We start from the raw sequence: 24,938 nt of genomic DNA, 5'->3' as shown, positions 1-24,938 counted from the left end.
GTCACGGTCGGGCTCCTTCGGCCGTGCGGAGGAGGGCGGCGGGGGTGCGGCGGGCGGCGCGGGCGGAGTGCGCCACGCGGGTCCCGACGGCGAGGACCATCGCGGCCACGCAGGAGACGGTGAGCCAGGTCATCCAGTCGGTGCCGGTGTCCGTGCCGATGCCGATGCCGTGGATCAGGGCGAACGGCCAGGAGGCGTACGCCAGCCAGTGCGCTCCGCGCCAGACACGGTGCCCTATGCGTTCCCTCAGCAGGCTGGTGACCAGGACCGCGAGCATCAGGTCGAGGGCGACCGTGCCGAGGCCGAGCCACAGGGGCTGGTAGTCGGAGACGAAGGGGACGAGGACGTCAGCGGCCGTGATGTTGACGTAGCCGTCGACTGCCGCGGTGGAGATGTGGAGAGCCAGGAAGACGAGGGCGGAGAGGGAGAGAGTGCGGTGGAGGGTGACCGTGCCGAATCTGGGCAGGCCGGGAATCCTTGCGCGCAGGCGTACGGCGATGCCGAGCAGGACGACGACGGTGAACAGGACCAGGCAGACGGCACCGGTGGCTCGGTTTGCGTACCAGAGGGTTTCGGAGGTCATGCGGCTATCCCCCCGGTGGGGGCTGGTCGCGCAGTTCCCCGCGCCCCTGGGTTGGTCGGCCAGCCCGGCGTTGTGACGATCAGGCCCTCCTGGCTCACCAGGCGCGCCGGCAGTCCCTGCCTCGTCAGCCACCGCTCCGCGCCCGCGCCCTTCACCAGCGCCGCGGTGCTCGCCGCGTTGGCGTCGGCGCAGGTCTCCGCGGCGACCGTGACCGTGCGCCAAGGTGTGCGGACGGGCAGGCAGGTGCGTGGGTCGATGATGTGGTGGAGGGCGTGTCCGCCGCGGCGCCAGGTGCGGGCCGTCGTGCCGGAGGTGGCCAGGCCTCCGCTGTGCAGGCCGACGGTGGTGTACGAGCCCTGCGCGGGCGTTTCCTCGACCCGGCCCGTGATGTCCTGGACGCGGATCTGCCAGCCGCCCGCCGGGGGTTCGCCCGCGACGGCCGTGTCACCGCCCAGGCTCACCAGCACGCCGCAGTCCGCGGCCCGGGCCAGCGTCTTGGCGGCCCGGTCGGCGGCCCAGGCCTTGGCCGTGGCCCCCAGGTCCAGGCGGACACCGGGCGGGACGGTGACCGTGCCGGTCTCGCGGTCCAGGTTCAGCCGGCGCCAGCCGGGAGCCCGCCTGACGGTCAGGCGGACCGGACGGTCGTCCTCCCGGACAAGGGTGAAGTCGCGGTCGTAGCCGATCGTTTCCAGCGCCGAACCGACCGTCGGGTCGACCGCACCGTCCGTCGCCTCGGCCGCGTGCAGCGCCACGGAGAGGGCCTCCGCGAGCAGCGGGCTGACCCGGACGGGGCGGCCTGCCGCGTCGTCGAGGGCGGAGAGTTCGGAGTCCGTGCGGAAGCGGCTGCACGCCGTGTCCACCTCGGCCAGATGGCGGGCCAGCAGCAGGTTGCAGGAGTCCAGCAGCGCCGGGTCGGTGACGACCAGCCGGACGCTGGTGCCGAGGGCATGCCAGTCGGCGGCGGCGGTCGTACGCAGGGGTGTGCTCATCACGACGCCCCCGAGGTGGAGTCGGCGGAGTCACCGCTGCCGGAGGTCAGGCCGGAGGACGAGGAACTGCTCGACGTGGAGGAGTCCGTGGAGCTGTCCGACGTCGAGGAGTCCGTAGCGCTGGACGACGTGTCCGTACCGCCGCTCGTGGCGCTGCTGGAGCTGCTCGACCCCGTGCTGTCGCTCGCCGTCGTGTCGGCGGTGTCCGCCTGCATCGTGCCGATGAGTGCGAACACTCCGGCTGCCGCCGCCAGTGTCACCGCGGCGGTCGCCGCCGCCACGCGTCGCGTGCCTCTGCGGACCGCGGCGGTGGCTCGCCTCTCCCTGACCGTCATGACCGTTCCCCTCCGTAGTGACGCTGTGTCACGTCATACGGTCGAGGAACGGCCTGAGAGAAGTCTGTGAGGCTCCTATAGGCCCCCGGAGAACTTTCTGAGGGGTTCCTTTACGTTCCTTCGCTGCGTTCCCGCTACGCGCTCAGGCGGGCGATCGCCTCGTCGACCGTCAGCTCCTCGCGCTCGCCGGTCCTCCGGTCCTTGAGTTCGAGGACGCCCTCGGCGGAGCGGCGGCCCGCGACCAGGATCTGCGGTACGCCGATCAGCTCGGAGTCCGTGAACTTCACGCCCGGGGACACACCCGCCCGGTCGTCGACCAGGACGCGCAGACCGGCTGCCGCCAGCTTCTGGGAGACGTCGAGGGCCAGTTCGGTCTGGAGGGCCTTGCCCGCGGCGACCACGTGCACGTCGGCGGGGGCGACCTCCTGCGGCCAGCACAGGCCCTTGTCGTCGGCGGTCTGCTCGGCGAGGGCCGCGACGGCGCGGGAGACGCCGATGCCGTACGAGCCCATGGTGACGCGGACGGGCTTGCCGTGCCGACCGAGGACGTCGAGCTTGAGGGCGTCGGCGTACTTGCGGCCCAGCTGGAAGATGTGGCCGATCTCGATGGCGCGGTCGAGCTTGAGGCCGGTGCCGCACTTCGGGCAGGGGTCGCCCTCCTGGACGACCACGACGTCCACGTACTCGCCGACCTCGAAGTCACGGCCCGCGACCACGTTCTTCGCGTGCATGCCCTCCTTGTTGGCACCCGTGATCCAGGACGTGCCGGGGGCCACGCGCGGGTCGGCGAGGTACTTCACCTTCTCGCCCAGGCCCTGCGGGCCGACGTAGCCGCGGACCAGGTCGGGGCGGCCGGCGAAGTCCGCCTCGGTGACCATCTCGACGACGGCCGGGGCGAAGTGCGCCTCGACCTTGCCCATGTCGACCTCGCGGTCACCGGGCACGCCGACGGCGACGATCTCGCCGTCGACCTTCACGAGCAGGTTCTTCAGGGTCGCGGAGGCCGGGACGCCGAGGGAGGCGGCGAGGGTCTCGATGGTCGGGGTGTCCGGGGTGGGGATCTCTTCGAGGGCGGGCACGCCTGCGGCGTCCACCGGCTTCAGCTCGTACGTGATCGCCTCGGTGTTGGCCGCGAAGTCGCAGTTCGGGCAGTCAGCGAAGGTGTCCTCGCCGGCCTCGGCGGGGGCGAGGAACTCCTCCGACTTCGAGCCGCCCATCGCGCCCGCGGTGGCGGCGCAGATGCGGTAGTCGAGGCCGAGACGCTCGAAGACCTTCTGGTACGCCTGGCGGTGCAGGGCGTACGACTGGGCCAGGCCCTCGTCCTCCGTGTCGAAGGAGTAGGAGTCCTTCATCAGGAACTCACGGCCGCGCAGGATGCCGGCGCGGGGGCGGGCCTCGTCACGGTACTTGTGCTGGATCTGGTAGAGGATCACCGGCAGGTCCTTGTAGGAGGACGCCTGGTCCTTCACCAGCAGGGTGAAGATCTCCTCGTGGGTCGGGCCGAGGAGGTAGTCGCCGCCCTTGCGGTCCTGGAGGCGGAAGAGTTCGGGGCCGTACTCGTCCCAGCGGCCCGTCGCGTCGTACGGCTCACGCGGCAGCAGCGCGGGAAGCAGTACCTCCTGGGCGCCGATCGCGTCCATCTCCTCGCGGACGACGCGCTCGACGTTGGCGAGGACCTTCTTGCCGAGGGGCAGCCAGGACCAGATGCCGGCGGCGGTGCGGCGGACGTAGCCGGCGCGGACGAGCAGCTTGTGGCTGAGGACCTCGGCGTCCGCCGGGTCGTCACGCAGCGTCTTCGCCATCAACTGGGACATGCGTTGGACCGGTGCGTTCGCCATGTGTCTCGTACTCCTGCTGCGTAAGGGTGATGGCAGGAGGTTAGCCGGGGGGTACGGGACGGTGGAAATCGGTTAGCGGCGCCGGAGCGGCAAGGGGGCGCCCATCACGGCGTACGGCTTCGGAGCGCTCGGGAACAGGACCTGGCGGGCCAGGTCCTGGTAGCCGAGGGAGTGGTAGAGGCCGCGAGCGGGGCTGTCGGTGTCGATCGCGGAGAGGATCGAGCGGGGTTCGTCGACGCTGTCCGTGATCGTGGTGATCAGGGAACGGCCGATGCCGCGGTTCTGGTAGCGCGGGTGGACGTGCAGCTCGGTGATCACGAAGGAGTTCTCGAGCCAGTCGTCGTGCCCCTGGGCGCGGAGGTAGGGCTCTACGACCGTGGACCACCAGTGGGTACGGTCGTTGGGCATGCCGTAGACGAACCCGATGAGGCGGCCTCCGGTCGTGGCGCCGAGTGCTCCTGCCCCGGGGAACGTCATGTGGCGCAGGACGATCTGGCGGCGTACGGCGACCTCGTCCGAGCCGAGTCCGAAGGCGAGTGCTTGGACGGCCAGCGCTTCGTCCACCCGTGCGGCGAGGTCCAGGGGGCCGATCACGATGTCTTCGGGGTGGCGGGGGCCGTGACCGGGAAAACGCAGCATGTCGGGGAGACTACAGGGGGGGGTCGGGTCGTTGGTCACGTGCAGGTTTGTGGGGGCTGAGCACGCCCACGCGGCGGAGCCGCACGTCGATAACAGCCCCGCGCCCATTGGGCGCGTTCAGAACAGGACACTCATGAAAGCGCCGACCTCTGTGAAACCCACCCGCCGGTACGTCCTTCTCGCCGCGGTGTTGAAGTCGTTCACGTACAGGCTGACCACCGGGGCCACGTCCGCGAGCGCGTAGCGCAGGACCGCGGCCATGCCCGGGGCCGCGACACCCCTCCCCCGGTACTCGGGAGCCACCCATACGCCCTGGATCTGGCAGGCACGGTCCGTGGCGGCGCCGATCTCCGCCTTGAAGAGGACCTTGCCGTCGGGGTCGAGGCGGGCGAAGGAACGGCCGGAGCCTACGAGTTCGGCGACCCGGGCCTGGTAGAGGAGGCCGCCGTCGCCGGCCATGGGTGAGATGCCGACCTCTTCGGTGAACATCGCCACGCACGCCGGCATGATCGTCTCCATCTCGTCCTTGCGGATGCGGCGGACGTACGGATCCGGGGCGATGTCGGCGGGGAGGTGGTCGGTGACCATGAGGGGCTGGTGGGAACGGACTTCGCGGGCCGGGCCCCAGCTCGGTTCGAGCAGGCGCCACAGCTGTGCGGTGGCCTCGGCGGGGCCGACGATGGAGGAGCAGCGGCGGCCGGCTCTTCTCGCCCGGTCCGCGAAGGCCCGTACGGCCCTCGGGGTGGCGCAGATCGGGACGAGGTTGGCGCCCGCGTAGCAGAGTGACGTCAGCATGCCGTCCTCGTACCAGCCCCACATCTCGCCGCCGAGCCGCCACGGGTCGAGGCCCGCGATCTGCACCCGGGATGCCACGAAGGCGTTCGCGACCGGCTCGCGGCCGAGAACGGCGAGCGCGGCGTCCAGGTCGCTCGGTTCGAGAACCCGGGAGGTGGTCTGGGTCAACACGTGCGGGGGCCTCACCCTAAGGTCTGCTGATCTCCGCACTGTACCTGCGGAAGCTGAGCGGCGCCGCCCCCGTGGAGGTGGCCGCCCGTTCCTCGGTGGCCGCAGGTTTAGCTGACCGTCCCTGAGGGCTGCCGCCCCCAGACCCCCGCTTTCGGCCTGAACGGCCTCGTCCTCAAACGCCGGACGGGCTGGATTGCGCGGACCGGCACTGAGAGGTGAGCCCCAGCGGGTGGGTGGGGGCTGGGGACGGCTGCTCTCGTCCTCGGACACCGGACGGGCCGGATTGCACGGACCGGCACTGAGAGGTGAGCCCCAGAGGGTGGGTGGGGGCTCGGGACGGCTGCTCCCGCCCTCAGACGCCGGACGGGCCGAGTTGTGCAGACCGACGTCGAGAGGCGCGCCCCAACGGGTGGGCGGGGGCTCGGGACGGCTGCTCCCGCCCTCAGACGCCGGACGGGCCGAGTTGTACAGACCGACGTCGAGAGGCGCGCCCCCAGCGGGTGGGTGGGGGCTCGGGACGGCTGCTCCCGTCCTCAGACACCGGACGGGCCGAAAAAACCCGACCGGCATTGAGAGGTGAGCCCCCAACGGGTGGGCGGGTACTCGGGATGGCCGTTCTCGTCCTCAGACGCCGGTGCGTTGAGTTGCACAGGCCGACGCCGAGAGGCGCGCCCCCAACCCGTGGGTAGGGGGCTCTGGACGGCCGTTCCCGTCCTCGGGCACCGGACCGGCCGAGTGGTACACGCCGACAGGGCCATGCCCGTCCTCGGACGCCGGACCGCCGGGAGATAGCCGACCGGTGCCGAGAGATGAGCCCGAGCCTGACGTTCCTGGTCGGGGTCTGGGGGGCTTTCTCAGCCCGCCACCGAGATCGATGGCTCGCCGGACTCGATTCCGGCTGCCTCCATCTGTTCGGCCAGCTTCATGGCCTCCTCGATGAGGGTTTCGACGATCTTGGATTCCGGGACCGTCTTGATGACCTCGCCCTTGACGAAGATCTGGCCCTTGCCGTTGCCGGAGGCGACGCCGAGGTCGGCCTCGCGGGCCTCGCCGGGGCCGTTCACCACGCAGCCCATGACGGCGACGCGGAGCGGGACCTCCATGCCGGTCAGGCCTGCGGTGACCTCTTCGGCGAGCTTGTACACGTCGACCTGGGCGCGGCCGCAGGACGGGCAGGAGACGATCTCCAGGCCGCGCTCCTTGAGGTTCAGCGACTCCAGGATCTGGATGCCGACCTTGACCTCCTCCGCGGGGGGCGCACTCAGGGACACTCGGATCGTGTCGCCGATGCCCTCGGAGAGAAGCGCTCCGAACGCCACCGCCGACTTGATCGTGCCCTGGAACGCGGGGCCCGCCTCCGTGACGCCGAGGTGGAGCGGGTAGTCGCTCTGGGCGGCGAGCTGACGGTATGCCTCGATCATCACGACCGGGTCGTTGTGCTTGACGGAGATCTTGATGTCCCGGAAGCCGTGCTCCTCGAAGAGGGAGGCTTCCCACAGGGCGCTCTCCACCAGGGCCTCGGGGGTCGCCTTGCCGTACTTCTGGAGCAGCCGCCGGTCCAGCGAGCCCGCGTTCACGCCGATGCGGATCGGGGTGCCGTGGTCCTTCGCCGCCTTGGCGATCTCCTTGACCTTGTCGTCGAACTGCTTGATGTTGCCGGGGTTGACGCGGACCGCGGCGCAGCCCGCCTCGATGGCGGCGAAGACGTACTTCGGCTGGAAGTGGATGTCCGCGATCACCGGGATCTGCGACTTGCGCGCGATGGTGGCGAGGGCGTCGGCGTCGTCCTGGGTGGGGCAGGCCACGCGGACGATCTGGCAGCCGGAGGCGGTGAGCTCGGCGATCTGCTGGAGGGTGGAGCCGATGTCGGACGTACGGGTCGTGGTCATCGACTGGACCGACACGGGGGCGTCTCCGCCGACGGCCACGGAGCCGACCTGGATCTGGCGGCTGTGGCGACGCTCGGCGAGCTTGGTCGGAACGGACGGCATGCCGAGAGAAATCGCAGTCATCTGCTGTGCAACCCCAAGTCGTGGATCAAGTCCGGTTCCCGGAAGGACGGGCTCCAGGCTTCGAGATTACGGCACCTGCCAACGCCCGGGCACATCGCGCCCGTAAACCCACTCAATGGAGAGCGGCCTGGCACGCCGGGGGGTCTGGGGGGTGGCCCCCCAGAGAACACAGCATGCCAGGCCGCCACAAACTCCGTATGGCTAGGAGATTCTCACCGGGTTAACCACATCCGCGACCAGGACGAGCAGGGTGAAGCAGATGAAGACTCCGGCCACCACGTAGGCCACCGGCATCAGCTTCGCCACGTCGAACGGGCCCGGGTCCGGGCGGCGCAGCACCTTCGCCAGGTTGCGGCGCAGGGACTCCCACAGGGCGCCCGCGATATGGCCGCCGTCCAGCGGCAGCAGCGGGAGCATGTTGAAGAGGAACAGGGAGAGGTTGAAGCCTGCCACCAGCATCAACGCCATCGCCAGTTGCTGCGTCGGCGGGATGTCCAGGGTGAAGATCTCGCCGCCCACCCGGGCCGCGCCCACCACGCCCATCGGTGAGTCCGCCTCGCGCTCACCGTCGCCGAAGGCCGCGTCCCACAGGGCGGGGACCTTGCTGGGGATGGCGGCGAGGGAGTCGACGGCGTCGCCGACCCGCTCTCCCATCCAGGTCACGGAGGAGCCGAAGTCCTGTTTGACGATGCCGGTGGCGGCGCTGAAGCCGAGGAAGCCCGCCGAGACGAACTCGCCCTGGACGATCTGGCCGCTGGAGTCCTTCTTGGCGACCTGGTTGGCGACGATCTTCGCGTGCAGGGTGACTTCCGCGCCGTCACGGTCCACGACGATCGGGACGTCCTTGCCGGGGTTGGCGCGGATGAGGTCGGACAGCTTGTTCCAGTCGTCGGTGCGCACCCCGCCGAAGGAGACGATCTCGTCGCCCGCCTTCAGGCCCGCGGCCGCGGCCGGGGAGGCGGGGTCGGACTTCTCGCAGTTGTCGCGGTTCTCGGTCTGGGCGATGACGCACTGGGAGACGGAGCTGACGGTGGTGGTCTGCTGCGAGATGCCGAAGCCCATCAGGACGGTGAGGAACAGCGCCACCGCCAGGATTAGGTTCATGAACGGGCCCGCGAACATCACGATGACCCGCTTCCACGGCTTGCGCGTGTAGAAGAGGCGGGACTCGTCACCGGGCCGCAGTTCCTCGAAGGCCGCCGAGCGGGCGTCCTCGATCATGCCGCGCCACGGTGAGGTGGAGCGGGCCTCGAGGCGGCCGTCGGGGCCGGGCGGGAACATGCCGATCATGCGGATGTAGCCGCCGAACGGGATGGCCTTGACGCCGTACTCGGTGTCGCCCTTCTTCCGCGAGAAGATCGTCGGGCCGAAGCCGACCATGTACTGCGGCACGCGGATGCCGAAGAGCTTGGCCGTGGACAGGTGCCCCAGCTCGTGCCATGCGATCGAGACCAGGAGGCCGAGCGCGAAGAGCACTATGCCGAGGATGAACATCAAGGTCGTCATGCACGGGCCTCCGCCGTCTGTGCCGCCAGTTCCCTCGCCCGGGTCCGCGCCCAGGCCTCCGCTTCGAGGACGTCCGCGACGGTGAGCGAGGTTCCCGTGCGCGGGGTGCCGTGCTCGTCCACCACTCGCGTCACGGTCTCCATGATCCCGTTGAACGGCAGCGCGCCGGCCCGGAAGGCCTCCACGCACTCCTCGTTGGCGGCATTGAACACCGCCGGGGCCGTGCCCGCGAGCTGCCCCACGTGTCTCGCCAGACTCACCGACGGAAACGCGTCGTTGTCGAGCGGGAAGAACTCCCATGTCGACGCCTTGCTCCAGTCGAAGGCGGGCGCCGCGTCCGGGACGCGCTCGGGCCAGCCCAGCCCGATGGCGATCGGCCCGCGCATGTCGGGGGGCGTCGCCTGGGCGATCGTCGATCCGTCCGTGAACTCAACCATCGAGTGGACATACGACTGGGGATGCACGACCACCTCAATGCGGTCGAAGGGAATGTCGTACAGCAAGTGTGCCTCGATGACCTCCAGCCCTTTGTTGACCAGGGTCGCGGAGTTGATCGTGATCACCGGGCCCATCGCCCAGGTGGGGTGCGCGAGGGCGTCCTCGACGGTCACCTGGGCCAGGTCGGCCTTCGTACGGCCGCGGAAGGGTCCGCCGGACGCCGTGACGACCAGCTTCCGTACGTCGGCCCGCGTTCCGGCCGCCAGCGCCTGGAACAGTGCCGCGTGCTCGGAGTCGACCGGGATGATCTGGCCGGGCTTGGCGACCGCCTTGACCAGCGGGCCGCCCACGATGAGCGACTCCTTGTTGGCGAGCGCCAGGGTGTGGCCCGCCTCCAGGGCGGCGAGGGTCGGGGCGAGGCCGATCGAGCCGGTGATGCCGTTCAGCACGGTGTGGCAGTCGGCGGCGGCGAGCCGGGTGGCCGCCTCCGGTCCGGCGAGGATCTCAGGGAGCGGCTCCCCCGCGCCGTACTCGGCGGCAAGGGCCTCGCGCAGCGCCGGCACGACGTCCTCGCGGGCGACCGCGACCGTGCGGACGCGCAGCCGGTGCGCCTGCTCGGCGAGGAGGGCGACCCGTCCGCCGGCGGCAGAGAGTCCGGTGACCCGGAACCGGTCCGGATTGCGCAGCACGAGGTCGATGGCCTGGGTGCCGATCGACCCGGTGGAGCCGAGGATGACCACGTCCTTCGGACCGTCGCCCGACACCGGGTCGTAGACGAGGTGTGGGTCGGCCAGGGCGCGGATCGGAAGCCCCGTCGTCCGCCCGGAGGGCGGGCCCTGCGACGCCAGGTGCGTGCTCTCGGCGTGCCGGGCCCTGTCCCTCGTACTGGATGTACTTGGGTCAGGGCCCGGTGCGGCGAGAGTGCGTGCATGGCGCCGCGGGGCAGACGGGGCTTCCGATCCGCGCCCTGGGGGGGCTGGGCTGTCGCTCATTCCCCCATTGTGGCGGCAACCACTGACAGGAAGGACAGGGCGTCCCTCGGGAGGGTGCCTTATCAGTTGTTGGCGGTGATTGAGGCGACTTCCTCCTTTGTGAAGCTTGCGTGAAGGTCGTGTGATAAATCTTCTGGCGTGGTCGGCGGTCGACCGATCACCGGAAGACATCCAGGGGGGATTTCTCCATGCGCATACGCGCCGCCTTCGTCGTGCCCGCACTCGCGGGCGCCATGGCTCTCACCGGCTCCGTTCTCAGCACTCCGGCCCAGGCCGCCGGGGGCGTGGTCATCCGCCACGTCTGGTTCGACAGCCCGGGCTCGGACAACGGCTCCAACACCAGCCTCAACGGCGAGTGGGTGGAGATCAAGAACACCAGTGGTGCGGCGATCTCGCTGAAGGGCTGGGTCCTGAAGGACAAGGCCAACCACCGCTACGTCTTCCCGAACGTAAAGATCGGGAAGGGCAAGACGATGAAGGTGCGCACGGGCAAGGGCTCGGACACCACGGCGAACAAGTACCAGGACCGCGGCTGGTACGTCTGGAACAACACCAGTGACACCGCGACGCTGACCAGAGCGAGCGGCACCAAGGTCGACGCCTGCTCCTGGACGACGGCGAACCCGAGCGACAAATGGTGCTAGGCGCTCCGCTGAAGGGCCGCGTGTCATCTGCGGGTCCGTCGTGGCTGGTCGCGCAGTTCCCCGCGCCCCTATGGGGCGCGGGCCCTACCCGATAGGGCGATGCAGGTTCTCCTTCTCCGAGGGCCCGGGGGTTGCGTCCGCGATCCACGGGCCCTCGCCCGACGGGTCGACGATGCCTTCCTCCAGCCAGGTGTAGGCGCCGCCGAGGACGCCCTTGACGACCTTGCGGTCCAGGTCGTCGGTGTTGGTCCACAGGCGGCCGAAGAGTTCGTCGATGCGGATGCGGGACTGACGGCAGAAGACGTCGGCGAGTTGGTAGGCCTCGCGGCCGTTCTCGCCCTGGCTGCGCAGGAGTTCGGCCCGGACGCAGACCGCGCTCATCGCGAACAGCTCCGCCCCGATGTCGACGATCCGGCCCAGGAAGCCCTGCTTGGTCTCCATCCGGCCCTGCCAGCGGGACATCGCGTAGAAGGTGGAGCGGGCCAGCTTGCGGGCGGTGCGTTCGATGTACCGCAGGTGCGGGGAGAGGTCGACGGCGTTGTTGAACTCGCCGTATGCACACGGGAGTTGGCCTTGCCCGGCGACCAGCTTGGGCAGCCACTTGGCGTAGAAGACACCGGCGTTCCCGGCTGCCTTCGCCTTGTCCTGGAGGGACTTGTCCGGGTCGATCAGGTCGCCGGCGACGGACAGGTGGGCGTCGACGGCCTCGCGGGCGATCAGCAGGTGCATGATCTCGGTGGAGCCCTCGAAGATGCGGTTGATGCGCAGGTCGCGCAGGACCTGCTCGGCGGGGACCGCGCGTTCGCCGCGGGCGGCGAGGGACTCCGCCGTCTCGAAGCCGCGGCCACCGCGGATCTGGACCAGTTCGTCGGCGACGAGCCAGGCCTGCTCGGAGGCGAACAGCTTGGCCAGCGCGCCTTCGATGCGGATGTCGTTGCGGTCCTCGTCGGCCATCTGCGAGGACAGGTCCAGTACCGCCTCCATGGCGAAGGTCGTCGCCGCGATGAAGCTGATCTTCGCCCCGACCGCCTCGTGCTGCGCGATCGGCTTGCCCCACTGCTCGCGGGCGGCCGTCCACTCGCGGGCGATCTTCAGACACCATTTGCCGGCGGCCACGCAGGACGCGGGGAGCGAGAGACGGCCGGTGTTCAACGTCGTGAGGGCGATCTTCAGGCCGGCGCCCTCGGGGCCGATGCGGTGGGCGGCGGGTACCCGGACCTGGTGGAAGCGGGTGACGCCGTTCTCGATGCCGCGCAGGCCCATGAAGGCGTTGCGGTTCTCGACCGTGACGCCGGGCGAGTTGGTCTCCACGACGAAGGCCGTGATGCCGCCCTTGTGGCCCTCGCTCTTCGGCACCCGGGCCATCACGACCAGCAGGTCGGCGACCACGCCGTTGGTGGTCCACAGCTTGACCCCGTCGAGGACGTAGTCGTCCCCGTCGGGTACCGCCGATGTGGCGAGCCGCGCGGGGTCGGAGCCGACGTCCGGCTCGGTGAGGAGGAAGGCGCTGATGTCGGTGCGGGCGCAGCGCGGCAGGAACTGTTCCTTCTGCTCGGTCGTCCCGAACAGTTTCAGCGGCTGCGGTACGCCGATCGACTGATGCGCCGACAGCAGCACGCCGATCGCCGGGCAGGCCGAGCCCGCCAGGGCCAGCGCCTTGTTGTAGTACACCTGGGTGAGGCCGAGCCCGCCGTACTTGGTGTCGATCTTCATGCCGAGGGCGCCGAGCTCCTTGAGCCCGTTGATGACCTCGTCGGGGATCTTGGCCTCGCGCTCGATCCGGGCCGCGTCCACCTTGGTCTCGCAGAAGTCGCGCAGCTTGGCCAGGAACTCCTCACCGCGCTGCACGTCCTCGGTGGGCGGGGTGGGATGCGGGTGGACCAGGTCGAGCCGGAAGCGGCCCAGGAACAGTTCCTTGGCGAAGCTGGGCTTGCGCCAGTCCTGGTCCCGGGCGGCCTCGGCCACCTGGCGTGCTTCGCGCTCCGTGACGGAAGGGCGCGAAGAAGAGGACGGTGCTGCGGACATGAGGCTCACCTCGCCGCGAATAGGGATCTTGGGGCCGCACGTTACTGACTGGTGCTACTGGATCGTTACTACCCGATACGGGACGACCCCACCACCCCTCGCGCGGCCCCGCTCCCCGATCAGCCGATGTTCACCGAGTACGCCTTGGTGTCCAGCCGGCCGGTTCCCTTGAAGACCTCGGTGCCCGCCTCGATGCCGGAGACGTACTTGTCATTGCTCAGCAGCCCGCGCCGGACCAGGGCCTGGGTGAAGTCGTCCAGGTTGAGGGTGGCCCTGGTGGTGTTGGTGCGGCGGACGAAGGAGTACACCTTCCACCCGATGTCGCCCTGGTAGATGTCCCACATGGCACCGCCCAGGCTGACGCTGCCGTATCTGGTGCCCAGCGGGCCCGCGCCGCCCTGTCGGTTGAGCCAGATCATGACCTCGTCGGTGGGCTGGTCCTGCCAGTCGGCGGTGTTCTTGGTGTGCAGCCACAGGTCGTAGGCGACGTTCATCGTGCCGGGGTTCGAGCTGACGGAGAAGTCCCAGGTCGTCTTCACCGGCTTACGGTCACCGACCCGGATCGGCAGTCCGGTGGTCGCCTTGTCGACCTTCCAGCCCCAGTGCCAGCCGAGGACGCTGCCGGCGTACGTCTTCACGTCGTAGTCCTTGCCAGTGGCGCTGTTGGCCCAGCTGTAGTCGGTCCCCCAGGAGATCGTCGAGCCCGACTGTGAGTTGTCCCAGACGCACTGGCTGCCGGTGGCCTTCTCCTGGTTCCAGAGGTTGTTGTTGACGTAGTACTTGCCGAGCGTGATCGTGTCGAAGGCCGTGCACTTCTTGCTCTCCTCGCCCGCCTGGGCGACGGTCACACCGGCGGCGGCCGCGAGGGCGACCGCGGTGGCGGTGAGGGCCTTCGCCTGCTTGGACAGGCGGGGGCGGCGGTGCTGCATGGGGGTCCTTCCGGGGGCGGATCGGGTACGTCCTTCCAGTGGCCGCCGGTCGGGGGAAGGTTGCCGTCAGGTCAGCGGGTAGGCCCTCAGGCGGTCGCCGCGCAGGACGTACAGCGTCCGGTCGTCGGCGAGGAGTTGGGGCTCGGTGGCCGCGCCGTCGATGGACTTCAGCGTCCACGCCGTGCGGTGGGTGCGCAGGTCGACCGCGACGGCGTCCTCCACGGGGGAGGTGAGGTTGACGGCCGTCTGGGGGAAGACGTAGCCGCCCGCGAGCAGTGGGGGCGGTGCGGCGCCGAAGCCGATGGTGCCGGGGCGCTCCCAGTCCCACAGGGGCTTGCGGCGGTCGCTGCGGACGGCCATCAGGTCCTGGCCGACGAGGGTCAGATAGATCGTCGTGCCGTCGATCGTCGCCCCGCCGTAGAGGATGTCGCCCGCGATCTCCGTCCCGGTGTTCTCGGGGTCGAGGCTCCAGCGGGTGCGGCCGGTGCGCAGGTCGAGGCAGAGGCAGCCGCGTCCGGCGACGAACGCGATGCCGTTCCCGGCGGTGACCGTGCGGTCGGTCATGGCGTCGGTCGGGTCGGGCTTCAGGGCGGTGGTGGACAGCGCGCGGCGCCACAGCGGGGCGCCGGTGTCGGCGCGGTAGCCGGTGACGGCGTCGTTCTCCAGGAAGACCAGCACACCGTCGGCGACCGCCCCGACCGCACGTTCTGCGGGGCTGGGCGGCAGACTGCGGCGCCAGCGCAGGCGGCGGTCGGTGACGTCGTAGGCGAGGAGGTGGCGGTCGAGCTTCGCGCGGTCGTCGCCGAAGGTACCGCCGGGCTCGTGGCCGATGGCGTAGACGGTCCGGCCGTCGGTCGTGAACACCGGGTCGTTGTAGAGGTCGAAGCTGACGCCGAGCGGGGCCGAGTACCAGACGCGGCCGTCGGCGGCCTCGACTCCGGCCAGCCGTCCGCGGCGGACCACGCTGCGGATGACGGCCGCCGTGCCGCAGGCGGTGAGGCAGGCGCTGGCGAGGCGCTCGGCCGTCCAGCGCAGGGTGCCCCGGCGGGCGTCGATGCCGTAGGTGACGTGGTCGCCCGCCGGGACGAGGACGGTGCCGCCGATGAGCGCGGCCCGCTCGCCGACGCCCCGGTTCACGGAGAAGTCGCCCCGGTACTCCCAGCGTTCGCTGGGCGCACCGCCGGTGTTCCGCGACTTGGAGGGGGACGGCAGAGGCCGGGCGCTCGTACGCCGATCCTCTTCCGGCCGGGTCGCCCAGACGGCGCCGCCCGCTCCCGCGAGGGCCACGGCGGCGACGCCGGTGAGCAGCCTGCGGCGGGTGGGGCGGGGCTGGGGCGGGCGTGTGCGGGGTGGCGGGGCGTCGCCGATCCGTGCGGTGCGGGCGGCGATGTCGGCGAGGACGGCGCCGGGCAGCCGGTCCCCGAACCAGCCCGTGCCGCCCGCCCGCCCGGCCACGTCAGCTGCCGTGGGCCGCCGTTCGGGTTCCTTGGCGAGACAGTCGGCGAGCAGCGGCCGTAACTCGTCCGGTACGGCGGTGAGTTCGGGCTCCTGGTGGGTGACGCGGTAGAGCACCTCGCCGGGGGCGCCCTCGCCGAAGGGCGGAAGGCCGCACGCGGTGTACGTCAGCACACAGGCGAGGGCGAAGACGTCGCAGGGCGGGCCCGCCCTGCCGTCGGGCGTGAGCTGTTCGGGGGCCATGTAGGCGGGGGTGCCGGGCTCGGCACCGGTGTCTGTGAAGTGCTCGGAGGCTACGTGCGCGATGCCGAAGTCGACGAGGAGCGGACCCGCGGGCATGAGCAGGATGTTGGACGGCTTGAGGTCGCGGTGGACCACGCCCGCCCGGTGCAGCGCGGCGAGTCCGGTGGCGAGCCGGGCGCCCAGGGACCGTACGGACGCCTCGGGCCAGGGGCCGTGCGCGCTGATGGCCTCGGCGAGTGAGGGGCCCACCACATAGGCGGTCGCCAGCCAGGGCCGTCCGTCGTCGTCCGTGCCGGCGCCCACGAAGGGCGGGGTGTGCGGCAGTTCGCCGAGCGCCCGCACGGTCTCGGTCTCCCGGCGGAACCGCGTCACGAACTCCGGGTCGGCGGCGAGTGCGGGGTGCGCGGCCTTGAGGGCGACCGTGCGGCCGGCCTGGGTGCGGGCCAGGTAGACGGTGCCCATGCCGCCGGAGCCGAGCCGGGCCAACAGACGGTGGCCGCCGATGAGTTGGGGGTCGTCGTCGGAGAGAGGGTGCAGCGGCATCGCGGTCACCCGGCCGGGAAGGCGAAGACGGAGGGGCCGTTGGCGATCAGGGCCAGGTCCAGGTCGTCCACGATGTAGGCGTGGTAGAGCGAGGAGGCCGACTGGTTGGACTGGAAGGTCCACTTCACGGCGCCGGTACGCGGGTCGAGGGCGATCACTCCGGCGCCGCGGCCGAACGCCAGCAGCGTGCGCGCCGAGGTGGGCATGGACAGGCCCGGCGCGAGCGGCCCGTCCAGGATGCCGGGTGAGGGCGGGTCGGGGAGCAGGGTGCGGCGCCACAGTTCGCGGCCGCGGACCGGGTCGATCGCGTACACCGTGCGGGTGGTGTCGCTGGTGAACAGGACGGTGCCCAGGCCGGGGACCTTCGCCAGGCTCGGTGTGCTGACGGCCGGGGGTTCGCCGGCGACGGGGTCGGAGCTGAGGTCGAGCCGCCACAGGGGCTTGTTCTCACGGAGGGGCGCCGCCTCGATGCGGCCCGCGCCGAACGTGTAGATCTGCCAGGGGTCGACCGAGCCGACCCCCACCTTCCGGTCGGCGGGCCGCCAGGTGTGCCGGAAGGGACGGCCCGCCCTGCCCGTGCGCCGGTCGACCTCGACGAGGTTGAGGACGCCGTCGGCCGCGTACAGCACGTGCAGGGCGTCCTTCTCGTCGAAGACGGGCAGGAACTCCCCGGCCTTGTCCGCGGGCACCGGCAGCCGCCAGGCCTCGGTGCGGCGGCGCACGTCGAAGGAGATGAGATACGTCCGCCCGGTGGCGCCCGGGACGGAGTCCTCGGAGCCGGTGGCGCTGTAGTGCAGGAGGCCGTACTTCCGCTCGTAGCCGATGAACTGGCCGAAGGTGAGGCCGCGCAGGTCGATCGGCTCCGTCCACAGCTGGGAGCCGTCCTCGGCGGAGACGGCCTGGAATCGGTCCTCGCGGTGGAGGATCAGCGTGCCGGGCTCGGCGGACTCCAGCGAGTCCCGCGGCCCCAGCCCGCCGGTCCGCCACACCGGCCGCCCGTCGGCCAGGCTCAGCGTGGTCAGCTCGGGGTACTCCAGGAGGTGCACCCGGCCGGAGGAGTGGGCCAGCGAGCGGTTGCGCTCGGTCAGGCGCGGGTCCTGGGCGTCGTACCGCCACAGCACGGCGGGAGCGGTGCCGCGTACGGCCGTCGCCCGAGGTGTCGTCCGACGGGTCGACGCGGCCGGTGAGGTCAACGCGTCGGTGCCGCCCCGCCCGGCCACCCATCCGGCCACCCCGCCAGCGCCGAGCAGCAGCCCGGCTCCGCCGGCGGTGAGCAGCGTACGGCGGGTGGTACGGGCGGCGCGGGCGGGCGGAGGTGCGTCGGTGGCGGACTCCAGGGCCAGCGCGCGGTCGGCCTCGCGGGCGAGGGCGCCGACGAGCCGGGCGGGCAGCTCGAACGGGGCGTCCGCCAGCTCCTGCGCCAACTCGCGTGCCGTGGGCCGCTGTTCGGGGTCCTCGTGGGAGCAGCGGCGCAGCAGCGGATCGTCGGGGGCGCGGCCCGCGCCGGCGTGGGTGAGGACGGCGCCGAGGGCGGCGATGTCGTCCTGCGGGGTGCCGGTGCCTCGGGGGCGTACCAGGCGGGGGCCGTCGGGGGCGACGAGCACGGCGTCGGGGGTGAGAGCCCCGTGCGTGGTGCCGTGCGCGTGCAGCCGGGCCAGCGGCACCGCGAGGCGTGCGCCGAGGGCGCGCAGGGTCGCGCGGGGCAGCCCGCCGTACATCAGGGCGCCGGCCTCGGCGAGCGTGAGCGCGGGCACGAACCGCCAGGCCAGCCAGGGCGGCCGGGCCGCGCTGCCGTCCTCCAGCAGCTCCGGGAACCCCGGTCCGGCGGCGGCGCGCAGGGCGGCCGCCGATGCCCGTACCCCCTCCCCGCGGACGAGCGTGATCTCGGCGAGGCCGTCCCCCGCGGACCGCCGGGCCAGCAGACGTGGCTCGCCGCCCGCCGGTGTCAGGGCGGCCAGCAGGACGTACGGTCCCAGCAGACGCAGGTCGTCGGCGCGCAGCTCCTCCATGCGATCCCCCCATCGCGCTCCACGGCGTGCAGTACGACGCTCGCGCCGGGGTCGGCCGTTTCACAGCGTCGGCATGGCGCGCAGGGTCGTGCCGCGGGCGACGAAGACCCGTCCGGCGGCGCCCGCGAGCCGCCAACCGGGCTGCTCTGCCTGGTCGTCGAAGGTCCACAGCAGCCGGCCGGAGCGGATGTCGACGGTGAACACGCCCTCGTCCGCGCCCGTGCCGTCCGTGGAATCAGCCGGACTGCCCATCAGCCCGTACAGCGCGTGACCGACGACGACGTCGGACCGCATCGGTATGCCGCTGTACGTCACGGGTGCGGTCCACTCGGCGTCCCCCGTGCCGGCGTCCCTGCACCACAGGTCGGTGGGCAGTCCGGCGTACACCCGCCCGTCGGCCACGGTCGGGGCGCCGTACCAGCCGGACTCCGGCTCGTGCGACCAGCGCACCCGGCGGCTGTGCGCGTCGAGGAGGGCGAGCGAGTCGCCGCCGACGCAGAAGGCGCCGCCGTGCACGGCGGGGGCGGGGGCACCGGCCTGTCCGTCGTTCCACAGGACCGGTTTGCCGACGGTCCAGCGCCAACTCGCCGATCCGTCACGGGTGTCGAAGACCTGGGCGGTGCCGTCGTCGGTGCTGACCATGAGCCGCTGCCGGGTCACGGCCGCGCGGGCGGTACCGGTGCCGCCGACCGGGCGGGGCGAGGTCCAGCGTGACCGGTGGCCGGTCAGGCCCACGGCTTTCACGCGCCGTTCGCCGTCGAGGACGTACGCCGACCCGTCGTCGACGGCGAGTGTCTGTACGGCGCCGATGTCGCCGGTCTGCCAACGCGGGGCGCCGGTACGGGAGTCGAGGGCGGCGAGGCGGCCGTCGGCGGTGACGACGAGGATGGCGGTGCCGCTGACGAGGAGGTCGCCGTGCCGGTCGGGTGCCGTCCGGCCCGTCCAGGTCCAGGCCCCTCGGCCGGTGTGCTGGGTCCAGGCGGCGACTCCGTCGGCCGTGCCCGCGGCGACGACCGGGCCGACGGTGACCGGGCCGGGGCCGTCCGGGTGGAGGCCTTCGATGCGCCAGAGGGGGGCGGGGACGGTGTCGGCGGTGGGTGCGGTGAGGGGGGTGGCCACGGGGACGCCGTTCTCGGTGCGAGGGTCTTCGGCCGGGGTGGCCGGGTCGCGGGTGAGCCACCAGGCACCGGTCGCGATCCCGGCGACCGGGACGGCGGCGGCTGCGGTCAGCACGCGCCGGCGGGAAGGAGCGGCCGCACGGAGGAGGCGGTCGGCTTCCTCGGCCCGGCGGGTGATCTCGGTGGTGAGGGGGGCGGTGAGCCAGGCAGGGCCGGCCGACGAACCTTCCGTCCGGGCCACCCAGCCCGCCACCACCCCGGGCGTCGGCCGCCGCGTCGGCTCCTTCTGTAGACACGCCCGCACCACCGGCAGCAGCGCCTCGGGCACTCCGTCCAGCGGGGGTTCCTCGTGGACGACGCGGTAGCCCACCGCCGCCGGGTGCCCCGAGCCGAAGGGCCCTTCCCCTGTGCAGGCGAAGGCGAGCACCGCGCCCAGGGCGAACACGTCGGCCGGCGGTCCGGCACGGCGGCTGGTGATCTGCTCCGGGGGTGCGTAGCCGGGGGTCGCGGGGGCCACGCCGGGCTGGGTGAGGGTGAGACCGTACTCGGGGCGGGCGATGCCGAAGTCGATGATCCGCGCGCCGGAACCGGTGAGGACGATGTTGGACGGCTTGAGGTCGCGGTGGACGAGTCCGGCGTCGTGGATCACGGCGACGGTCCGGGCGAGCTCGGCCACCAGTGCCCGCGCCGCGTCCTCGGCGAACGGCCCGCATGCCGCCACCGCTTCCTGGAGCGTCGGCCCCGCGAGATAGGCGGCGGCGATCCACGGCACGGGCCCGTCGAGGTCGTACCCCAGGACCTGCGCCACCCCCGGCCCGCGCACGGCCGAGGCCGCGTCCGCCTCGCGCCGGAAGCGCCGCACCATCTCCGCGTCCTGCGCCAGTTCGGCGCGCAGCACCTTCACGGCCGCCGGTCGCCCGCGCCGGTCCCGTCCCAGGTGGACGGCGCCCATCCCGCCCTCGCCGAGCGGCGCGACGATCCGGTACGGCCCGATCCGCCGGACGGGCTCCTCCGTCCCCGTTCCATGGCCCCCCACGGCCGGTCATGGTAGGCAGGAACCCGCACCCCGGGAAGGCCCACCAGGCACGAACCAGCCCAGTCGCCGCCCCTTTCCGCAAGTCCGAGTCGAAGCGCTTCGACAACCTATGGACACCCACTCCCGGTGGAGCTACTGTCGAACCACCCTCACCCGCCCGTATTCGCAGTGCGCACTGTCGAAGCGCTTCACAAAACTTGGAGAGCTGGATGGTCACCCTCGCCGAGGTCGCCCAGCACGCCGGAGTCTCGGCGAGCACGGTGAGCTATGTCCTCAGTGGCAAGCGGTCCATCTCGACGGGCACCCGGCAGCGGGTCGAGCAGAGCATCCAGCAGCTCGGCTACCACCCGAACGCGGGGGCACGCGCCCTGGCCAGCAGCAGGTCGAACATCATCGCGCTGATGATCCCGCTGCGCACCGACATGTATGTGCCGGTGATGATGGAGATCGCCATCGCGGTGGCCACCACGGCCCGTACGCACGGGTACGACGTGCTGCTGCTCACCGGCGAGGAGGGCCCGGACGCCGTCCGCCGCGTCACCGGCAGCGGGCTCGCCGACGCGATGATCCTGATGGACGTCGAACTCGACGACGAGCGGCTGCCGTTGCTGCGCGGTACCGACCAGCCGTCCGTGCTGATCGGGCTGCCCGCCGACACCACCGGACTGACCTGTGTCGACCTGGACTTCAGAGCGACGGGCGCGCTGTGCGTGGAGCACCTGGCGATGCTGGGGCACCGCGACATCGCTGTCATCGGCGAGGCGCCCGCGGTCTACGAGCGGCACACCGGCTTCGCCGAACGGACCCTCGACGGACTGCGCGGCCGCGCCCAGGAGTTGGGCGTACGACTGCTGCACCGGCCCTGCGACGGCGGGTACGACGCGATGACCGTGACCCTCGCCCGCATCCTCGACGAGCGCCCCGGCACCACGGGGTTCGTCGTACAGAACGAGTCGGCGGTCGAACCGCTCCTCGCTCTCCTCCGCCAGCAGGGCCGCGCCATCCCCGAGGACGTGTCGGTGGTCGCGATCTGCCCCGACCAGGTCGCCGTCCAGGCCTCGGTGCGGCTCACGTCGGTCGCCATCCCCGCCCAGGAGATGGGCCGGCACGCCGTGGCGCACCTGGTCGCCAAGCTCGACGGGCGCGGAACCGATGAAGTCCTGCTGATCGCACCCGAGTTGACGGTACGGGCGAGCACGGGCCCGGCCCCGGCCGCGTCCTGACCCCTGCCCCTTCCACGTGTCGGCCCCCACCGGGGCTCCCCCATGTCCTGAGGAGTACGCCTCGTGTCTCAGCCTGCCGAAAACCCGACCCCGACCGGCGCGGTCAGCCTCGCGCAGTCGTCCCCCACCGTCGGCACGTTCCGCGAGCGGGGCGGTGCGCTGGAGTGGAGCGGCCGCCAGGAGACCGTCCGCATCGAGCCCTGGGGCCCGGACGCGGTGCGGGTCCGCGCCCGGCTCGGCGGTCCGGTCCTCGACGGACTGCCGGGCGCGCTGCTCGACGAGGCGCCGGTGACCGAGGCCACGGTCAAGATCGGGGACGGCGAAGGCCGGTTGACGGTCGGGGCGCTGACCGTCGAGGTCGACGCGGAGGGGATGATCCGGTTCCTGCGGACGGACGACCTCTCCGAGATCCTCGCCGAGGAACGCGCCCACTTCTGGTGGCCAGGACCTCGCCTCTACACGGCCGTCGGCAACGGCCACCACCGCCTGGAGCAGCGCTTCGCCGCCTACGAGGGCGAGAAACTGTTCGGCCTCGGCCAGCACCAGCACGGACGCCTCGACCAGAAGGGCCTGGTCCTGGATCTGGTCCAGCGCAACGCCGAGGTCGGCATCCCGGTGCTGACCTCCAGCCGCGGCTACACCCTGCTGTGGAACAACCCGGCGATCGGCCGCGTCGAGCTGGCGGGCAACGGCACCCGCTGGGTGGCCGACTCGGCCCGCCAGATCGACTACTGGATCACCGCGGGCGACCCGGCCGACGCCCAGCGCCGCTACAGCGCGGTGACCGGCCGCACCCCGATGCTGCCGGAGTGGGCGGCGGGCTTCTGGCAGTGCAAGCTGCGCTACCGCACACAGGACGAACTCCTGGCGGTGGCAAGGGAGTACAAGCGCCGGGGGCTGCCCATCTCCGCCATCGTCTGCGACTTCTTCCACTGGACCCACCTGGGCGAGTGGAAGTTCGACCCGAAGGAGTGGCCCGACCCGGCGGCAATGGTGCGGGAGCTGGCGGAGCTGGGCATCAAGCTCGTCGTGTCGGTCTGGCCGTCGGTGTCCCCGCTGAGCGAGAACCACCCGGTCATGGAGCAGCGCGGCTACTTCATCGGCACCCAGTACGGCCCGATGGCCCACGCCGACTGGCCCGACAAGGACGTCGCGTCGACCGTCCAGGTCTCCTTCTACGACGCCACGAACCCCGACGCGCGTGAGTTCATGTGGTCGAAGGTGAAGGCGAACTACCTGGATCCGTACGGCATCACGGCCTTCTGGCTGGACGCCTGCGAGCCGGAGCTGAAGCCGGGCTTCCAGGAGAACCTGCGCTACTGGGCGGGCCCGGGCCTGGAGGTCGGGAACATGTACCCGGCCGAGAACTCCCGCGCCTTCCACGAGGGTCTGCTCGCGGAGGGCGAGTCCGAGATCGTCACCCTCAACCGCTCGGCCTGGGCGGGCAGCCAGCGCTACGGCGCCGCCCTGTGGTCCGGCGACATCGGCACCGACTTCCCGACCCTGCGCCGCCAGATCGCCGCGGGCCTCAACACGGCGCTCTCCGGCATCCCTTGGTGGAACACGGACATCGGCGGCTTCCACGGCGGCGACCCGACCGATCCCGCGTACCGGGAAGTCATGGTCCGCTGGTTCCAGTTCGGCGCGCTGTCCCCGCTGATGCGACTGCACGGCTTCCGCGACCCGGGCATGCCGCTGGGACCCGACATGACCGGCGGCCCGAACGAGGTCTGGTCCTACGGCGAGGAGGCCGGCGCGATCCTGGAGCGGTACCTGCGGCTGCGCGAGCGCCTGAAGCCGTACGTCCTTCAGGTCATGCGCGAGGCCCACGAGGAGGGACTGCCGACCATGCGCCCGCTGTTCCTGGAGTTCCCCGAGGACCAGGCGGCCTGGTCGGTGGACGACTCCTACCTGTTCGGCCGGGACCTCCTTGTCGCCCCGGTGCTCACGGCGGGCGCCACGGCCCGCACGGCGTACCTCCCGGCGGGCGCCACCTGGACGGACGCGTGGACGGGTGCGACGTACGAGGGCGGTGCGGCGGTCACGGTCGACGCCCCGCTGGACCGCATCCCGCTGTTCCTGCGGGACGGGGTGAGCCTCCCGATAGCCGAATAGGAGGGCCGGTGGTCTCGCCAACTTCCTTGTCTTGCACACTTGTTCGGTGATCGTGCCGTCAGGTACCGGAGAAAGGAACCCCGCCTCGTGTCCTCCGCTCCCCTCCCTCTGACGCTGGCCAATCTGCTGCTGCGGCCCGCGTTCGGTTCCCGGCGCGACCCGGACCGGGTCTTCGACCGAATCGCCGGCAAGGCAGGGCAGGCGGACGGGGACGAGTGGTTCACCGACGGCTTCCGGCTGCTGCTGCGGGAGTGGGCGGCCGACGAGGAGCTGTCGCCGGTCGGGTGGCAGTCCGGGCAGGCCCACGTCCGCAGGCATCTCACCAACCGGGCCAGGATCCGGCGGCTGATCGCCGAGCACCCCGCCATCGAGCAGGAGACCGTCGAGAAGCCGGTGTTCGTGGTGGGTCTCCCGCGCACCGCCACCACGCTCACCCACAGCGTGCTGTCCCTCTCCGGCGAGCACCGCTGCCCCCGGCTGTGGGAGCTGCTGGCCCCGGGCCTGGAACCGTCGCCCCGCGAGCGGCAGAAGGCGATCACGTCCGCGCGCCGGACGGTCGACGGCGTCTTCCTGCTCAGCCCGCGCTTCCGCGACATCCACCTCATGACCGCCGAGGGCCCCGAGGAGTGCACGTTCCTCCTGCCGCACGCCCTGGTGCCGCTGTCCCAGGCCCACCTGCCGGAGTACCACGCCTGGCAGTTCGAGCGGGACTTCGTCCCCGACTACCGCCACCTCAAGCAGTGCTTCCAGGTGCTCCAGTACGGCCGCCCGCGCCGCCGCTGGATCCTCAAGTCCCCCATGCACACCGGGAATCTCGACGCGCTGCTCGACGTGTTCCCCGACGCCACACTCGTGTGGACCCATCGCGACCCGGCGACCGCCGTCGCCTCGTTCTGTAGCCTGGTCGAGTGCGGGATGGCCCTCGCACGTCGCAACGTCGACCTGCACACCCTCGGCGCCACCTGGCTGGACCTGCTGAGCCGCTCCGTGCACCGCGGGCTCGCGGCCCGTGCCGACATCCCCCGCGAGGCGCTGGTGGACGTGCCGTACTCCTGGCTCGGCTCCGACCCTGCCACCGGCGCCCCGAAGCTCTACGACGCGGTCGGCGCCCGCTGGACCGACGCCGACGCCGCCCGGCTCCCCGAGGTCGCCACCCGCCTCAAGGGCAGCCGCCCCCACCGGTACGACCTGTCCCGCTACGGCCTGACCCACGCCGACATCGAGTCCGCCTTCACCGGCTACAACGCGCTGCGGGCCGAGGTCGACCGCACCTGACGGCACGGACCGGCCCCGGCCCGGC

General features: G+C 71.7%; 18 protein-coding genes. 5 read left to right on the top strand and 13 right to left on the bottom strand.

Going from position 1 to position 24,938, the window contains the following annotated elements; translation table 11 throughout:
- Position 1: 1 nt before the first annotated feature.
- Together KCH87_RS40120 and KCH87_RS40115 are read right to left on the bottom strand one after the other, a co-directional pair.
- Positions 2–583 carry a ferric reductase-like transmembrane domain-containing protein gene (locus tag KCH87_RS40120; protein WP_210592836.1) on the bottom strand — a complete coding sequence of 194 codons (582 nt, stop codon included), beginning with the start codon at positions 581–583 and terminating at the stop codon, positions 2–4.
- The gene (locus tag KCH87_RS40115) at positions 580–1,572 is read right to left on the bottom strand and encodes an FAD:protein FMN transferase (protein WP_210592835.1); all 993 of its coding nucleotides are present in this window, start codon (positions 1,570–1,572) and stop codon (positions 580–582) included. The genes KCH87_RS40120 and KCH87_RS40115 overlap by 4 nt, the downstream gene beginning before the upstream one ends.
- A 15-nt stretch (positions 1,573–1,587) precedes the next feature.
- Here KCH87_RS40115 and KCH87_RS40110 point away from each other — a divergent pair, with 15 nt between their 5' ends.
- Entirely contained in the window at positions 1,588–1,977 is a 390-nt protein-coding gene (locus KCH87_RS40110; protein WP_210592834.1) for a hypothetical protein, read from the top strand.
- A 64-nt stretch (positions 1,978–2,041) separates the two neighbouring features.
- Here the strand turns inward: KCH87_RS40110 and KCH87_RS40105 are convergent, their stop codons facing one another.
- The 6 genes from KCH87_RS40105 to dxr all read right to left on the bottom strand — a co-directional run bounded on the left by KCH87_RS40105 (position 2,042) and on the right by dxr (position 10,109).
- Entirely contained in the window at positions 2,042–3,745 is a 1,704-nt protein-coding gene (locus KCH87_RS40105) for a proline--tRNA ligase (protein ID WP_210592833.1), read from the bottom strand.
- Between the two features lie 72 nt (positions 3,746–3,817).
- Positions 3,818–4,384: a GNAT family N-acetyltransferase gene (locus KCH87_RS40100; protein WP_210592832.1), complete on the bottom strand. Its 567-nt coding sequence runs from the start codon at positions 4,382–4,384 to the stop codon at positions 3,818–3,820.
- A gap of 117 nt (positions 4,385–4,501) precedes the next feature.
- Entirely contained in the window at positions 4,502–5,350 is an 849-nt protein-coding gene (locus tag KCH87_RS40095; RefSeq protein WP_210592831.1) for a GNAT family N-acetyltransferase, read from the bottom strand.
- Between the two features lie 854 nt (positions 5,351–6,204).
- Positions 6,205–7,362 carry a flavodoxin-dependent (E)-4-hydroxy-3-methylbut-2-enyl-diphosphate synthase gene (gene ispG / locus KCH87_RS40090; RefSeq protein ID WP_210592830.1) on the bottom strand — a complete coding sequence of 386 codons (1,158 nt, stop codon included), beginning with the start codon at positions 7,360–7,362 and terminating at the stop codon, positions 6,205–6,207.
- A 201-nt stretch (positions 7,363–7,563) separates the two neighbouring features.
- A complete protein-coding gene (locus KCH87_RS40085; protein ID WP_210592905.1) occupies positions 7,564–8,856 on the bottom strand; it encodes an RIP metalloprotease in 1,293 nt (430 codons plus the stop codon).
- Positions 8,857–8,864: 8 nt separating this feature from the next.
- A complete protein-coding gene (gene dxr / locus KCH87_RS40080; RefSeq protein WP_210592904.1) occupies positions 8,865–10,109 on the bottom strand; it encodes a 1-deoxy-D-xylulose-5-phosphate reductoisomerase in 1,245 nt (414 codons plus the stop codon).
- A gap of 377 nt (positions 10,110–10,486) precedes the next feature.
- On the opposite strand from dxr, the gene KCH87_RS40075 reads away from it, so the two are divergent.
- Entirely contained in the window at positions 10,487–10,942 is a 456-nt protein-coding gene (locus KCH87_RS40075; RefSeq protein ID WP_210592829.1) for a lamin tail domain-containing protein, read from the top strand.
- A gap of 84 nt (positions 10,943–11,026) precedes the next feature.
- Here the strand turns inward: KCH87_RS40075 and KCH87_RS40070 are convergent, their stop codons facing one another.
- The 5 genes from KCH87_RS40070 to KCH87_RS50580 all read right to left on the bottom strand — a co-directional run bounded on the left by KCH87_RS40070 (position 11,027) and on the right by KCH87_RS50580 (position 20,300).
- Positions 11,027–12,967 (bottom strand): acyl-CoA dehydrogenase family protein, encoded by a 1,941-nt coding sequence (locus KCH87_RS40070; RefSeq protein ID WP_210592828.1) that lies wholly within the window; start codon positions 12,965–12,967, stop codon positions 11,027–11,029.
- A 119-nt stretch (positions 12,968–13,086) separates the two neighbouring features.
- On the bottom strand, positions 13,087–13,896 hold the full coding sequence (locus tag KCH87_RS40065; RefSeq protein ID WP_210592827.1) for an endo-1,4-beta-glucanase: 810 nt from the start codon (positions 13,894–13,896) through the stop codon (positions 13,087–13,089).
- Between the two features lie 66 nt (positions 13,897–13,962).
- Positions 13,963–16,137, bottom strand: a complete 2,175-nt coding sequence (locus KCH87_RS40060) for a protein kinase (protein ID WP_210592826.1) — start codon at positions 16,135–16,137, stop codon at positions 13,963–13,965.
- 5 nt (positions 16,138–16,142) lie between these two features.
- On the bottom strand, positions 16,143–18,146 hold the full coding sequence (locus tag KCH87_RS50275; RefSeq protein WP_210592825.1) for a PQQ-binding-like beta-propeller repeat protein: 2,004 nt from the start codon (positions 18,144–18,146) through the stop codon (positions 16,143–16,145).
- 60 nt (positions 18,147–18,206) lie between these two features.
- Entirely contained in the window at positions 18,207–20,300 is a 2,094-nt protein-coding gene (locus KCH87_RS50580) for a protein kinase (protein WP_210592824.1), read from the bottom strand.
- A gap of 209 nt (positions 20,301–20,509) precedes the next feature.
- On the opposite strand from KCH87_RS50580, the gene KCH87_RS40045 reads away from it, so the two are divergent.
- From KCH87_RS40045 to KCH87_RS40035, 3 genes are all read left to right on the top strand, one after another.
- Positions 20,510–21,523, top strand: coding sequence for a LacI family DNA-binding transcriptional regulator (locus KCH87_RS40045; protein WP_210592823.1), 1,014 nt, complete (start codon positions 20,510–20,512; stop codon positions 21,521–21,523).
- Between the two features lie 63 nt (positions 21,524–21,586).
- A complete protein-coding gene (locus KCH87_RS40040) occupies positions 21,587–23,638 on the top strand; it encodes a glycoside hydrolase family 31 protein (protein ID WP_210592822.1) in 2,052 nt (683 codons plus the stop codon).
- 87 nt (positions 23,639–23,725) lie between these two features.
- Entirely contained in the window at positions 23,726–24,913 is a 1,188-nt protein-coding gene (locus KCH87_RS40035) for a sulfotransferase (RefSeq protein ID WP_210592821.1), read from the top strand.
- Positions 24,914–24,938 lie beyond the last annotated feature (25 nt).

This window comes from Streptomyces sp. GESEQ-35 (genome assembly GCF_017948485.1).
GTDB lineage: Bacteria > Actinomycetota > Actinomycetes > Streptomycetales > Streptomycetaceae > Streptomyces.
The sequence above is the reverse complement of the archived record's forward strand: the minus strand, read 5'-3'. Positions and strand labels throughout refer to the sequence as shown.